The organism is Klebsiella sp. CN_Kp088, from assembly GCF_040064335.1.
GTDB classification, from domain to species: Bacteria; Pseudomonadota; Gammaproteobacteria; order Enterobacterales; family Enterobacteriaceae; genus Klebsiella; species Klebsiella aerogenes.
On sequence record NZ_JBEAIQ010000019.1, the window covers coordinates 14,418 to 28,493 of the forward strand.

Consider the following 14,076-nt stretch of genomic DNA (forward strand, 5'->3'; position numbering starts at 1 on the left):
GCCGGGCTAGTTCAAGCGCAGGCACATCTCGTACTGCTGCAGCGCCAGCGGCGCATAGCCCGCCGATTTAAACAGCGGCGTGAAGGTTTCCGGGATGGTCACCGAAGTGCTTAATCCCGGAAACTGTTGAGCCAGCGCGAGCAGCATTTCCCGCCCCAGCCCGCGTCCGCGCGCCGCCGGCGTCAGCCATAAAAACTGTAGCTGCGGCTTACTGGCGGTGGTCGCCAGTACGGCGAAGGCCTGCTGCTGCAGCGTCAACGCCCGACAGGGCAAGGTAATAAAGGTCAGCGGATCCAGCAGCCACGGCAGTTGCCCTTCCAGCTCCAGGCTTGCATGACGCAGCAGGCTCAGCAAATCATACTCATCCAGGCTGGATTCACGCGGCTCCGCTTGCCCCGCGCTGAGATAGCCGCACAGCCCGTGACGCACGGTAAAGCCCAATGACTGATACAGCGCCACCGCCCGGTGATTATCGCGGATCACCTCCAGCCACATTCGCTGTACGCCCTGAGCGCGTAAATCGGCGATAAGCGAGGTCATCAATTGTCGCCCTCGTCCTTTGCCGCGAAAGCCGGGATGAATAGCAAAAGCCGCCAGCCGCGCATCGCGCCCGCGGCGAGCGATGAGCCCGATAGCCGCCGGTTCATCTCCTGCCAGCCACACCTTAGACTGCAACAGGTTTAACCCTTCGGCGCTAAAGCGCTGTACAAACAGATCTACCGACATCGACACCGGCACCAGATAATCGGCAAAGCAGTCATTCAAAATCGTAGTCAACTGCGCGCCGCTAAACTGGACGGCAGGAACGGCGGTGAACTCCATGCATTTCTCCCTGAGGCTGCTATGCTGAGGCGATGAAAACTAACACTATAAACCCCACCATCACTTTTCGCCTGACTGAAGAAGGCGATCTGCCGCAGCTGCCCGCGCTGGAACGTTCGGCGGCCCAATCCTTTGCGCGCATTCCCGCTTTCGCCTGGCTGGCGGAAAGCCCGGTAATGAGCGTTGAACAGCACCGGCAATACCTGGAAACCGGCCACAGTCTATTGGCGCTCGCGCACAATAGGCCCGTCGGTTTCCTGCTGAGCGAGCCGCTGGACGATGCCCTGTTTATTGTAGAAATCTCCGTCCATCAGCAGTGGCAGGGCCAGGGTATTGGCCGCGCCCTGCTTAGCCAAACTATCGACAACGCCCGCCGCGACGGCTTCCCGGCGGTGACGCTCACCACCTTTCGCGAGGTGCCGTGGAACGCGCCATTTTATACCCGGTTGGGCTTCACCATCCTCAATGAACTACACCTACCCGAAGGGCTGGCGGCGAAACGCGCGCTGGAAACGGAGCACGGCCTGACGGCGGAAACCCGCTGCGCGATGCGCCTTGATTTTTAGCGCCGCGAGAGGCGCCGCGCTGATTTTGTCACCGGCATATGGTACAAAGTACCATTCCCAATACATAACCTAATACATAACCTGATACCCGGAATGGCCTACTCGATCGATATCATCTCCTGCATCACCGACCGCTTTATGGCGCTGACCGCGACCGAAAAGCGCATTGCGCAGTTTATTCTCGACGACGTCGCCGCCGCGGCGGAAATGCCGATTGCCGAACTGGCGCGCCTGACCGACACCAGCCAGGCATCGGTGACGCGCTTTGCGCGTGCGCTGGGCTGCAAAGACGTGCGCGAACTGAAAATGAAGCTCGCCCAGTCGCTGGCCATTGGTCAGCGCTTTATTCTCGATGTGCCGGATCTGGAAGGCGTACAGGGAATTTATGAATCGATCATCAGCGTACTGGAAACCAACCGCCGGGCGCTGGATCTTGCGGCGCTGAAACGCGCGGTGGAATGGATTAGCGGCGCCCGCCAGGTGCTTGCGCTGGGTATGGGCGGCGGCTCGACCATCTGCGCGCAGGAGATCCAGTATCGCCTGTTCCGCCTCGGGTTGCCGGTAGTCAGCCAGAGCGACGGCCTGCTGGTTCGCATGATGAGTTCGGCGGTGACGGCGAAAGATGTGGTGATTGTGCTGTCGCTCGGCGGCTATACCAAAGAGATGATCGAAAGCGCCGCTATCGCCCGGCAATACGGGGCGAAAATTGTCGCTATTACCCCGCCGGAAACGCCGCTGGCGGCGCAGGCCGATATCGTGCTGCCGCTTCTGGTGAGCGAAAACGACTATATCTTTAAGCCCAGCGCCTCACGCTATGCGATGCTGGCGATGGTGGATGTGTTGGCCACCGAGCTGGCGATGGCCAATAAACCGCAGGCGAAAGACCGCCTGCGCCGCATTAAGCTGGCGCTCGACGACCACCGCGACGGCGTCGACCGACTGCCGCTCGGTGATTAATCGCCGCAGGCGGCGATAAAGCGTTGCGCCTGCTGGCGGGTACGCGCCAACGGCTGCCCGGCGCGGTAGAGATCGCTGCCTAGCCCTGCCCCCGCGCAGCCAGCCTGACGCCAGCTGTGCAGGTTTTCCGGCGTCACGCCACCGACCGCCAGCACCGGCACCTCCGGCGGTAACACCGCTTTCAGCGCGCGGATATAGTCCGGGCCGAATGCCGATGACGGAAAGATTTTCAGCCATTGCGCCCCGGCATCCAGCGCGCTAAATGCCTCGGAGGCCGTCGCGCAGCCGGCGCACACCAACATCCCCTTATCTACCGCGCGGCGGATCACCGCCGGGGCCGTATTGGGCGTCACTATAAGTTTCGCCCCGGCTTCAGCCAGAAAATCAACCTGTTCAACCTTCAGCACCGTCCCCGCACCAATCACCGCCCGCTCGCCAAACTGGCGCACCATCGCCGGAATACTTTGCTGCCAGTCCGGCGAGTTAAGCGGAATTTCAATATAGCGAAAACCCGCCTCGATAAGCGCGGCGATATGCTCCGCCGCCTCACCAGGCTGAATACCGCGTAAAATCGCCACCAGTTTAACCTTGTCCATCAATCATCCTCGCTATACCCGAAAGAAACGCCGCCTCGCCGGAACAACAGGAAACGGCTAACCCACGCGCCGCCATCGCCTGCTGATAACGGGCGCTGAGCGAGTGCTCACCAACCAGCACCACGCGGCTGGCGCGGTAGCGTTCGCTAAAGGTCGCCACCTCCGCGCCAATCAACAGCCCGGAGAGATAATCGCTCACCGAAGCCGCCGCCAGCGCGCCTAACACCCGCGCGGCGCGAGCGCTGAATAACCCGTCCAGCAGCGCCGGCTGAGTTAGCCCTTTTTCCATACCGAGAGCGAAAGCGGCGTCATCGGGTTGTTGTACCGGCAGTTGCTGGCCGAGCAACGAATGGTTAAGCAGCAGGTGATGCAGTTCGCCGGTCATCGCCGTGGCGAACTGGCGCACCACGCCGTTTTGCACCTGCACCCATTTGCAGTGGGTGCCGGGCATCACGTAACACTCCGCGGGCATCAGTTGCCAGGCGCCCAGCAACTGAGTCTCTTCACCGCGCATCACATCGTAATCTGCGGCCTGCGCCACTTTCAGCCCCGGCACGATCCACACGTTTTCCGCCACCTCATGTAACTGACCGTTGAGCGCCTCCAGCGCCAGCGGGCAGGCCAGATAAGGCACCGGTTGCCAGCCGGCATCACTGCCGATCATGCCCGCCATCACCACCGGCAGCGCGGGGTCGCCGCGCCACGGCGCCAGCTGCTGCTGAAATACCGCTTCGGCGCGCTGCCCGTTCAGGCGCGTGACGCCGCAGGGCAGCTTCAGCTGGTCGATGCATTCGCCATCACGCATCCGCCATGCCCGCAGCTGCGTAGAGCCCCAATCGACGGCAATATACTCGTTCATGATGGCCCCTTACCCGCGTGAGGTATGACGTTTGCCAATCGGCAGCGGCGGCGGCGTTGGGCGGCTTTCACGCTCGCGGGTAATCATTTCCAGCGCCTGCTCGCGGCTCAGGCTGCTGGCCGGGGTCAGTAACGTCACCACCACCGAAGCCACCAGGCTCGTCAGTACCGCCGGAATACACGGGTTGCCCCAGAACGCCAGCCAGTCGCTATCCACCAGCACCGCAACCGATGCCCCGGCGCCGCCGGCCAGCGCAGCGACCGCGCCCTGCCAGTTAAAGCGTGTCCAGAAACGGCCAAGCATGGTGCAGATAAACATGCCGGACATAATCATCGAGATCATTTTGGTGATATAGCTGATGATGTCGTTGGAGGTCAGCGCAAACAGCAGCGCCAGCGCAATCACCAGAACCAGGAAGATCCGCGACAGGCGAATCGCTTTCTCCGGCGCGGGCATATGGCCGGTCACCAGGGTGTAGAGGTCGCGCAGCATGATGGACACCGCGGCGATGGCATCAGAGCTGCCGGAAGACATATTGGCCGACATCCCGGCAATCAGGATCGCCATCGCCAGCACCGGCGGCAGCACCTGAGTGGCAAACAAGAAAGCGAAGCCGCTGTTTTCCAGCTGCGGGTTCATGGTCCATACCGCCATACCGATGATCGCCGGCAGGAAAGAGAAGCCCAGATACAGCAGGCCGGTAATGGTAAAGGACTGGCGCACCGAGGAGACGGTCTTCGCCGAGTAAATACGCTGGCGATAAGAAGGCGTCGCCAGCACGCCGACGCCGATCACCATCGCCAATGATAGCGCCGGCAACACGCCTAATTTATCGACCGCGAACAGGCTTTGCGCCGCCGGATCGACGGCCTGCTGAATATGGCTCCAGCCGCCAACGTGATGAACCGCCAGCACCGCCATTAAAATAAAGCCGACGAACAGCACGATCGATTGAATGGTATCGATCCACACCACCGCGGAATAGCCGCCGATACCGACATAAACCACAAAAGCCAGCGCGATAATAATTTTCGCGACATTAATATCAATGCCGCTGGCCCACGCCAGATATAATCCGCCGCCTAATATATGCGCCCCCAGCCAGCCGATAGAGGCAATAAAAATAAGTATCGCGACGAGGTTTTTGATAATTTTACTGCCGCCGGTGTAATACGACATTTCTTCACTCATGGTCATGAAGCGAAGTTTACGTACCGGTGCGAATAACCATGCCACCAGCAGGATCCCCACCGCGCCGCCGAGGCCGTAAAGCATCCCGGCCCAGCCGTTGCTGTAGCCAAAGCCGACGGCGCCGACGCTGGAGCCGGTCCCCACCATGGTGCCGACCGTCGAACCGAGAGTGAGGATCATCGGCAGCGAACGACCGCCAAGTAAAAAGTCTTCGCCGGTTTTCTGTTTGCGCGAAACGTACCAACCTAAAGTAATCATCGCGCAGGCATAAACGGAAAACCAAATCATAAATGACATATTATTCATGGCTCACATCCAGACGTAATAAATAATATTCGTGCCGCTGAATATTATGAGTTAACAGGAACCATGCCTGAAAAAAGGCATAGCGAACCCAGTGGCACCGATTTATTTATTCACTCTGGTGCCGATATCACATTTTTTTGATGATCCCCCCCGGAAAGGGAGGGAATTATTTTTTTGCCGTCAGGCGTTATTGTCGCGCAGCGTTAAAACAGGTCACATCCACTTCAACTTTGCAATCCACCACCAGGTCCGCCACGCAGCAAATGCGCGCTGGCGGATTATCGCCAAAGAACTCGCGAAATACCTTATTGAACGACTGGAAATAGCGCGCGTCGGTGAGGATCACTTTCACGTGTACCACGTCCGCCAGGCCGTAACCGGCTTCGCTCATGATGTCGACGCAGTTCTGGATCGCCAGCCGCGATTGTTCGACGATGCCGCCTTCTACGACTTCGCCATTTTTCATCGGCGTCTGCCCGGAGACATATAGCCATCCGCCGGCTTCCACCGCGCGGGCAAACGGCAGATGCTGACCGCCGGTGCCGGTACCGCCTTCTACGCCATAACGTTTGATACTCATACTCAACTCCTTAGTCCATCCGACGGCGCAGGAAACGCCCTGCCCGCCCGGTAATTTTCTTATCACTGCCGTAGCTCATCACGCCGTTGACCATCACCGCCTCAATGCCGTCCGCCGGTCGTTTCGGGTCGGAGAAACTGGCGACATCGCGCACCGTCTGCGGGTCAAACAGCACCAGGTCGGCAAAGTAGCCAATTTTCACCAGCCCGCGATCCGCCAACTGGAAGCGCGCCGCCGACAGCCCGGTCATCTTGTGTACCGCGGTAGTCAGCGGGAATAACTGCTCGTCGCGGCTATAGTGGCCGAGTACCCGCGGGAAGGCGCCCCACAGGCGCGGATGCGGCATCGGATCGTTCGGCAGCCCGTCAGAGCCAATCATGGTGACCGGATAGCGCATCACTCGCCGTACGTCCTGCTCATCCATGTTGTAGTAGATAGCGCCCGCCGGCATCAGCCGCGCCGCGGCGTCGTGCAGGCTCACCTGCCACTCATTGGCGATCTGCTGCAGCGTTTTCCCCGCCTGCTCCGGCTGCGCTTCGGACCAGGTGATCACGATATCAAACTCATCGGTCACCTGTTTCATATCCAGCGTCGACGAGCTGGCGGAGTAGGGATAACAGTCGCAGGCGATATCCTGCTGCTGGCGCATCTCATCGAAAAACGCCAGCGTCTCTTTGGTACGCCCCCAGTTTTTCGCCCCGGCGCACTTGTGGTGCGAAACCACCACCGGCACGTTGCCGTGGCGGCCGATGCGGAAGGCTTCATCCAACGCCTCGAGAATCGGCTCAAACTCTGAACGTAAATGGGTGGTATAGATGCCCTTCCCGGCTGCCAGCTCTTCCGCCAGCGCCATCACCTCTTCGGTAGTCGACTGGAAGGCGCTGGCATAGGCCAGCCCGGTACTGAGCCCTAATGCTCCCTGGCGCAGCGCATCGCGTAGCTGTACGCGCATACCGGCGATTTCCGTCTCGCTCGCCGGACGAAACAGATCGTCCATATGGTTATTGCGCAGCGCGGTGTGACCGATTAGCGTGCCGACGTTCAACGACGGTCGCGCCGCTTCCACCGCGTGGGCATAAGCCTCCACGGTGGGATAGATAAAGTGCTGCTGCTCGCCGAGGAGATTCATCGGGTCCGGCACTTCCCCGCGCATGGTAGCGGTCGCCGCGCTGATCCCGCAGTTGCCGACGATCACCGTCGTCACCCCCTGGCTGAGTTTCGGCAAGTACTCAGGCATACGGATAACGTTGATATCATCATGGGTATGCACATCAATAAAGCCCGGCGCCAGTACCCGCCCCTGGCCATCAATCACCTGCTCCGCCGCGACATCCAGCGCCGGGGCGATAGCCATTATTCGGTCGCCCTTCACCGCCACATCAGCACGGTATTGCGGCCCGCCGCTCCCATCGATCACCGTGACGTTTTTGAAAAGCCAGTCAACTTTCATAGCAATTACTCCCTTTCGACATGCCGATAAGTTAACCATTTACAAGCGCAAAAAACAGTGGAAAACTACGCAAAACCCAGATCATTTTGTGATACTTTTATTCAAAACGAATAACATTTTTATATTAAAAATATATTTATCAAATAGTTATAAATGATACCAAGAGACTAACCGATTATAACCCCTGAAAGGATAGTGTTATGAAATACCATTCAGCACCGCTCATCCCGCACAAATCCGCCCTCATGTCCGCGCCGGCTAATCTGCTGGCGGAAGAGGTCTGTCTGCCCGCCGCGCTGCTAAAAAAGTCGGCGCTGGAAAATAATATTTCATGGATGCAGCGTTACGCCGACGCCCGCGGCGTGTCGCTGGCGCCGCATGGTAAAACGACAATGACGCCATGGATTTTTCAGGCGCAGCAGCGAGCGGGAGCGTGGGGGATTGGCGTGGGTAGCGCCTGGCAGGCCAGCGCGGCGATGGCCAGCGGCATCCAACGCGTCCTGATGGTTAATCAGCTGGTCGGCAAGGCCAATATGCAGGTGGTCGCGCAGCTAAAAGCCCACTATCGGGCAGTGGATTTTATCTGCTGCGTCGATAGCGAGGCCAACGTGCGCGCCCTTTCCGCATTCTTCGCAGCCCAGGGACAAACGCTGGATGTGCTGATTGAACTTGGCGTGCCGGGCGGGCGCTGCGGCTGTCGTAGCGTTGATGACGCGCTGGCGCTGGCGCAGCGGGTAAGCGATCTGCCGGGGTTACGGCTACGCGGACTGGAATTGTATGAAGGGGTGCTGCACGGCGACGATCCGCAACCGCAGGTGGAAGCGCTGTTACAACAGGCCGCGGCGCTTGCCTGCCGCATGGAGCCGCTGGTTGACGGCGAATTTATTCTCACCGGCGCGGGCACCGTCTGGTATGACGTGGTGTGCAACATCTGGCTGGCGGCGGCAAAACCGCGCCGCTGCCGTATCGTCATCCGCCCTGGCTGTTATATCACCCACGATCGCGGGATCTACGATCTCGCACAACAAGAGCTGATCGCCCGCGATCCGATTGCCTGCGATCTCGCCGGCGATCTTACATCAGCGCTGGAGCTGATGGCGATGGTGCAATCGGTGCCTGAGGCGGATCGCGCGGTGGTGAATTTCGGCAAGCGCGACTGCGCTTTCGACGCCGGGCTGCCGCAGCCGATCGCCCATTATCGTAACGGCCAGCAGTTAGCGCTGCGCGCGGAGTCGATCGTCAGCACCGGCATCATGGATCAGCACTGCATGCTGCGCCTGGCGCCAGGCAGCGATGTGCAGGTCGGCGATATTCTGCTGTTCGGCACCTCGCACCCCTGTCTGACCTTTGATAAGTGGAAGACGTTGCTGCTGGTCGATGACGACTACAACGTGCTGGACGAGCTCGACACGCTGTTTTGACAGGCATCCCGGGTGGCGGCGCTTCGCGCCTTACCCACCCTGGCGCAAGGCGCAAATCTCATCATGCAATGAACGGCTGATGGCGACCCCCTGCCGCTCACTCTGCCGGCGGCAGGCGAAACGCCGCTCGCCCGGCAGCCGCGCGCCCTGATCCTGCATCGCATTGAACAGCGTTTCGGCGCGCTCCAGCTGCTCTTGTGCCTGCGTGCCGAGAAAGCGCTGCGGATCCAGCGCCAGGATAAGCTCGCCGCCGTAAGGGAGACCTCCCGCGCCGTTATCCCACGCCAGCGATTCGGCGCTGGTCATATCGCCAATAAGCGGCCCGGCCAGCAGCTCAACCATTGCCGCCAGCGCCGAGCCCTTATGGCCGCCAAAGGTTAACATCGCGCCGTTCAGCACCTCTGCGGCATCGGTCGTTGGCCGTCCCTGACTGTCGATTCCCCACCCTTCAGGTAGCGCTTTGCCGGCGCGCTGATGCAGCTGGATCTCGCCGCGCGCCGCGGCGCTGGTCGCCATATCAACAATAAACGGCGGTTTGTCCCGCCGCGGCCAGCCAAAAGCGATAGGATTGGTACCGAACAGCGGACGCGTGCCGCCCGCCGGGGCGACCCAGGCGTGGCTTGGCGTGCAGGCCAGCCCCACCAGCCCTGCCTCGGTCAACGGCTCAATATCGGCAAACAGCGCGGAAAAATGGACGCAGCGGTTAATCGCCAACGCCGCAATCCCGCTGTGCCGCGCCTTCTCCAGCAGTAACGGCAGCGCGCGCTCGTAGGCCAGCAGCGAAAAAGCGCCGCCGGCGTCCGCCCGCGCAATCGCCGGCGCCTGATCGTGGATTTGCGGCTCGGCATCAGGCGATACCTTACCTTTACGCAAGGTATCGACAATGCCCAACAGCCGCCACAGGCCGTGGGAAGCGCAGCCGTCGCGCTCCCCGGCGGCCACATTACGTGCAATGGCCGCCGCGTGGTCGGCGCTAAATCCATTGGCGCTGAGTACCTCCAGCGCCAGGTCATAAGCTTCAGGTAACGATAGAGTTACCGACTCCATACTGTTCTCCTTTACTCTTCTTCGTCTCCGCTAAAGTTAGCCTGCGGCAGGCAGCTGCGCGCGCCCCAGTAGTAAATCCCCAACGACATCGCCGCCACCAGCACCGTATCCCAGGGGTGACCGATAACATTAAGCCCGCCGAAGCTGCCCAGCCAGGAAAAGAGGATAATCAACGCATAAAAAACGATCAGCCACAGCGAAGACTTCACCTGCTGCGCCAGGCTCACGGTATGTTCCGACACCTTACCTTTGCACATCACGTAGACGACAAACATCACGATTTGCAGCCCCAACAGCCACGAGAGCGTATTCCAGCCGGACCAGTAGACAATCAGCGCCGAGATCATAAACGATACCGGGCCGATGATGCCGAAGGCGCGCACGCGGAACGGCCGCGGCAGATCCGGCGCGTTGCGGCGCAGCCCGGCGGCGGTTACCGGGGCGATGGCGTAGCTCAGCACCAGGGCTGCCGATACCACGCTAATGAGCTGTTCCCAGGAGGGGAACGGCAGCGTCCAGAAAATCGACAGCCCAAAGGTCAGCCATAGCGCCGGGCGCGGAATCCCGGACGCTTTATCAATATGGGTAAAGGCCTTAAAGAAAGTACCGGCCTTCGCCCAGCCGTAGATCACCCGCGGCGTCGCGTTCATATAAATATTGCCGGTGCCGCTCGGGGAGATAATCGCATCGCTTATCACCATAAAGGCCAGCCAACCCATGCCGAGGGTAATGGCGATATCGCGATACGGCAGCGAGAACTGTTTGCTCACCTCGGCCCAGCCGCCGTTCAGCATCTCGGTGGGGATACTGCCAAGGAACGCCAGCTGCAGCAGCACGTAGATAATCGTCGACAGCACCACTGATAAAATCAACGCAATAGGGATAGTGCGCTGCGGCTTTTGTACTTCGCTGGCTACCGAGATAATCGGCGTCAGTCCCAGATAAGCGAAGATAATTCCGCCCGCGCTGATCGCCGCTTCCACCCCGGACATGCCGAATGGCGCAATCCCCTGAGCGTGCAGGTTCTCCGGTTTAAAGAAGGCGAACAGCGTCACCACCACCAGCAGCGGCACCAGAAACTTGAGCACGCTGATGAAGTTGTTCGATCGGGCGAAGGTCTTAACGCTGTAGTAGTTAAGCGCAAAGAAGAAACAGAGTAGCAAGAACTGCACCACCCACCCCAGCAGCGTCGGCGAACTGGAGCCCGGTTGGGTCAGCGCCGGAAACCAGGCGGCGGCATATTGCCGGGCGGCGACAATTTCAATCGAGATCAGGCTGGAGAAAGCGATCAGGGTGATGAACCCCAGTAGATAGCCCATCAGCTCGCCGTGGGAAAAGACCGGATAGCGAATAATGCCGCCGGCGCGCGGCAGCGCCGCCCCCAGCTCGCAATAGACAATCCCCAGCAGCAGCACCGCAAAGCCGCCGATCACCCACGATGCGATCCCGGCCGGACCAGCGATGGATGCGACGTGGCTGGCGGCGAATAACCATCCGGAGCCGAAAATTGCCCCCAGGCCGATAAAGGTGAGATCGGTTAGGGTCAGCTGTTTTTTAAACTTACCCGACTCTGCAACGCGGGTTTGACTGTTATGCGTAGAGTGAATGGTCATGGTGATGCCCTTGCGTCAATGAGAGGAGGAAATCGCTTCCCGGGTCCACTGGCCGTTGACCAGGCGCAGCAGGTTCAAAGGGTTCGCATCCTGCAGCGCCGGCGGTAACAGGGCGGCGGGCGCGTTCTGCAGACAGACCGGGCGCAGAAAGCGTTCAATCGCCCGGCTGCCGACCGAAGTCCCGCGTGCGTCGGTGGTCGCCGGCCACGGGCCGCCGTGGACCATCGCATCGCACACTTCCACGCCGGTGGGATAACCGTTAAACAGCACCCGTCCGGCCTTCTCACAAAGCAGCGGTAGAAGGCTCGCCGCCAGCGGGCCATCATCCGCCTCGGCATGCAGCGTCGCGGTGAGCTGACCCTGCAGCGCTTTCACCACCGCCTGCAGCTGGGCCACGTCGTCCACTTCCACCAGTAGCGATAACGGGCCGAAAACTTCGGTCTGCAGCAGCGTATCCTGCGCCAGCAGATCCTCGACCTGAGCCTGCCACAGCAGGGTCTGCGCCTGCCCGGCGCCGGCGGAGATGCCGCTCGCCAACTTCTCGATACGCGGGTGCGCCGCAAGCGCCGCCACGCCCTGACGGTAGTGCTGAAGGGTCGGCGCATTGAGCAACACCTGCGGCGTGGAGCCCGCTACCGCCGCGCACAGCGCCGACTTAAAGCGTTCCAGCCCGGCGCCGCGCAGCGCCAGAATCAGCCCCGGACGGGTACAGAACTGGCCACCGCCGAGGGTGAATGACGCCACCAGCTCGTTTGCCAGCGCCTCGGCCCGCGTCTGCAGCGCCTGCGGCAGAATAATCAATGGGTTAATCGCCGACATTTCAGCAAACAGCGGAATTGGCTGCGGGCGCTGCTGCGCCAGCTGATACAGCGCCTTACCGCCGGCCAACGAACCGGTAAAGCCAACGGCCTGAATCGCCGGATGACGGACCAATTCGGCGCCGATATCGGTCCCGAAAATCATATTGAATACGCCGCCGGGTAAACCGCACCGTACCACCGCCCTGACGATCGCCTCGGCGGTCAGCTCGGCGGTGGCCATATGGCCCGGATGGGCCTTCACCACCACCGGGCAGCCAGCCGCCAGCGCCGAGGCGGTATCGCCGCCAGCGGTAGAAAAGGCCAACGGAAAGTTGCTGGCGCCAAACACCGCCACCGGCCCTAACGCCTGCTGATACTGGCGCAGGTCCGGGCGCGGCAGCGGCTGACGGTCGGCTAAGGCGGTATCAATACGGGCGGCGAAGGTATCGCCGCGCAGGATCACGCCAGCAAACATCCGCAACTGGCCGCTGGTGCGCGCCCGTTCTCCCTGTAGCCGCGCCAGCGGCAGCGCGGTCTCCTGCCCGGCGATAGCAAAAAACGCCTCGCCCAGCGCATCCAGTTCATCAGCAATGGCGTTGAGAAAGCGCGCCCGCTGCTGCGGCATGGTTTGTGAATAGACGGCAAAGGCCTGCTGCGCGGCTTCTGCGGCCTGAGCGGCTTCCTCACAGGAAGCCGGATAAAAGCGGTGGCCGGTGGCTTCGCCGTCCACCGCCCGCAGGCTCAATAGCGTCGCCTCACCGCTGGCAATACGGCGTCCGGCGATAAACTGCCGTCCCGCCATGGTCTGAGATGCATTCATATTGACTCCTGTGCTCAGAGGCCGACATCCGGCAGCGTCGGACGAGTGGCCAGCGCCTGTTCAACGATCGCCACCACCTGCTGGCGCGTTTCGCCTTCCAGCGCCAGACGCGGCGGACGGGTAATGGCGCTACCGCGGCCCAGCAACTCTTCACACAGCTTGATGCACTGCACCAGATCCGGACGCGCATCGAGATGCAGCAGCGGCATGAACCAGCGGTACAACGCCATCGCCTCTTCGTAACGCTGCTGGCGGGCGAGACGGAATAACGTTTCCCCTTCGCGCGGGAAGGCGTTGGACATTCCGGAGATCCAGCCTTCCGCGCCGACGGCAATACTTTCCACCACCACGTCATCCAGCCCGGCAAACAGCACGAAGCGGTCGCCAACGGTGTTACGCAGGTCGATAAAGCGGCGGGTATCGCCGGAGGAGTCTTTAAAGCAGACGATGTTGTCGCAGTCGGTCAGGGTGGCGAGAATGTCCGGCGTCACGTCGTTTTTGTAAATCGGCGGGTTGTTGTAGACCATAATCGGCAGGTCGGTAGCGCTCGCCACGCTGCGGAAGTGGGCCGCGGTTTCATGCGGTTTTGAGGAGTAGACCAGCGCCGGCATCACCATGATCCCGTCGACGCCGACGCGCTCCGCCTCTTTCGCCATTTTCTGGGCAAAGGCGGTGGTGAACTCGGCCACCCCGGCGATAACCGGAATTTTGCCGCCGGCGGCATCCTTCGCCACCTCGATAATCTGCAGTTTTTCGTCGGTGCTCAGCGAGGTGTTTTCACCTACGCTGCCGCACACCACCAGCCCGGAAACGCCATCTTTCACCAGGTTTTTCATCACCGCGTGAGTGGCATCTAAATCGAGGGAGTAATCGCTACGAAACTGCGTGCTGACCGCCGGAAATACGCCGCTCCAGTGAATCGCTTTTTTGCTCATGCTCGGTTCCTTGTCGTCATTTTGTTAAGTCGAAGTGAATGAATGGTGAATATTCACTGACAGATTGACGTGTCGCGGAACCGGCGGCTTGTCGGTTTTCCCTCAATACGATG

General features: G+C 60.6%; 14 protein-coding genes. 4 read left to right on the forward strand and 10 right to left on the reverse strand.

What is annotated here, in order from left to right; all coding sequences use genetic code 11:
* Positions 1 to 6 precede the first annotated feature (6 nt).
* Positions 7 to 822, reverse strand: coding sequence for a GNAT family N-acetyltransferase (locus ABLV08_RS09745; RefSeq protein WP_015368409.1), 816 nt, complete (start codon positions 820 to 822; stop codon positions 7 to 9).
* Positions 823 to 854: 32 nt separating this feature from the next.
* Between ABLV08_RS09745 and ABLV08_RS09750 the strand changes: the two genes are divergently transcribed.
* Positions 855 to 1,388: a GNAT family N-acetyltransferase gene (locus tag ABLV08_RS09750; protein WP_348855787.1), complete on the forward strand. Its 534-nt coding sequence runs from the start codon at positions 855 to 857 to the stop codon at positions 1,386 to 1,388.
* 93 nt (positions 1,389 to 1,481) lie between these two features.
* On the forward strand, positions 1,482 to 2,345 hold the full coding sequence (locus ABLV08_RS09755; protein WP_045379739.1) for a MurR/RpiR family transcriptional regulator: 864 nt from the start codon (positions 1,482 to 1,484) through the stop codon (positions 2,343 to 2,345).
* Here ABLV08_RS09755 and ABLV08_RS09760 read toward each other — a convergent pair.
* The 5 genes from ABLV08_RS09760 to ABLV08_RS09780 form a co-directional block, all read right to left on the reverse strand.
* Complete coding sequence (locus ABLV08_RS09760; RefSeq protein WP_045365382.1) at positions 2,342 to 2,941, reverse strand: 2-dehydro-3-deoxy-6-phosphogalactonate aldolase; 600 nt, start codon at positions 2,939 to 2,941, stop codon at positions 2,342 to 2,344. The two genes, ABLV08_RS09755 and ABLV08_RS09760, sit on opposite strands and share 4 nt — an antisense overlap.
* The gene (locus tag ABLV08_RS09765) at positions 2,928 to 3,800 is read right to left on the reverse strand and encodes a 2-dehydro-3-deoxygalactonokinase (RefSeq protein WP_047041252.1); all 873 of its coding nucleotides are present in this window, start codon (positions 3,798 to 3,800) and stop codon (positions 2,928 to 2,930) included. The genes ABLV08_RS09760 and ABLV08_RS09765 overlap by 14 nt, the downstream gene beginning before the upstream one ends.
* Positions 3,801 to 3,809: 9 nt before the next feature.
* A complete protein-coding gene (locus ABLV08_RS09770) occupies positions 3,810 to 5,297 on the reverse strand; it encodes a sodium:solute symporter family protein (protein ID WP_015704305.1) in 1,488 nt (495 codons plus the stop codon).
* A gap of 187 nt (positions 5,298 to 5,484) precedes the next feature.
* Positions 5,485 to 5,877, reverse strand: a complete 393-nt coding sequence (locus ABLV08_RS09775; RefSeq protein WP_015368415.1) for a RidA family protein — start codon at positions 5,875 to 5,877, stop codon at positions 5,485 to 5,487.
* Between the two features lie 10 nt (positions 5,878 to 5,887).
* A complete protein-coding gene (locus ABLV08_RS09780; protein WP_015704304.1) occupies positions 5,888 to 7,327 on the reverse strand; it encodes a D-aminoacylase in 1,440 nt (479 codons plus the stop codon).
* On the opposite strand from ABLV08_RS09780, the gene ABLV08_RS09785 reads away from it, so the two are divergent.
* Positions 7,305 to 7,484, forward strand: a complete 180-nt coding sequence (locus ABLV08_RS09785; protein WP_042929906.1) for a hypothetical protein — start codon at positions 7,305 to 7,307, stop codon at positions 7,482 to 7,484. The two genes, ABLV08_RS09780 and ABLV08_RS09785, sit on opposite strands and share 23 nt — an antisense overlap.
* Positions 7,485 to 7,527: 43 nt before the next feature.
* Complete coding sequence (locus ABLV08_RS09790) at positions 7,528 to 8,748, forward strand: amino acid deaminase (protein ID WP_348855789.1); 1,221 nt, start codon at positions 7,528 to 7,530, stop codon at positions 8,746 to 8,748.
* 30 nt (positions 8,749 to 8,778) lie between these two features.
* On the opposite strand, the gene ABLV08_RS09795 is transcribed toward ABLV08_RS09790, so the two are convergent.
* From ABLV08_RS09795 to ABLV08_RS09810, 4 genes are read right to left on the reverse strand one after another with little or no spacing between them, the layout of a single operon-like run.
* Positions 8,779 to 9,795: an Ldh family oxidoreductase gene (locus ABLV08_RS09795; RefSeq protein ID WP_126033947.1), complete on the reverse strand. Its 1,017-nt coding sequence runs from the start codon at positions 9,793 to 9,795 to the stop codon at positions 8,779 to 8,781.
* 11 nt (positions 9,796 to 9,806) lie between these two features.
* On the reverse strand, positions 9,807 to 11,408 hold the full coding sequence (locus tag ABLV08_RS09800; RefSeq protein ID WP_015368419.1) for an APC family permease: 1,602 nt from the start codon (positions 11,406 to 11,408) through the stop codon (positions 9,807 to 9,809).
* Positions 11,409 to 11,423: 15 nt separating this feature from the next.
* Entirely contained in the window at positions 11,424 to 13,028 is a 1,605-nt protein-coding gene (locus ABLV08_RS09805) for an aldehyde dehydrogenase (NADP(+)) (RefSeq protein ID WP_348855792.1), read from the reverse strand.
* Between the two features lie 14 nt (positions 13,029 to 13,042).
* Positions 13,043 to 13,963: a dihydrodipicolinate synthase family protein gene (locus ABLV08_RS09810; RefSeq protein ID WP_008807565.1), complete on the reverse strand. Its 921-nt coding sequence runs from the start codon at positions 13,961 to 13,963 to the stop codon at positions 13,043 to 13,045.
* Positions 13,964 to 14,076 lie beyond the last annotated feature (113 nt).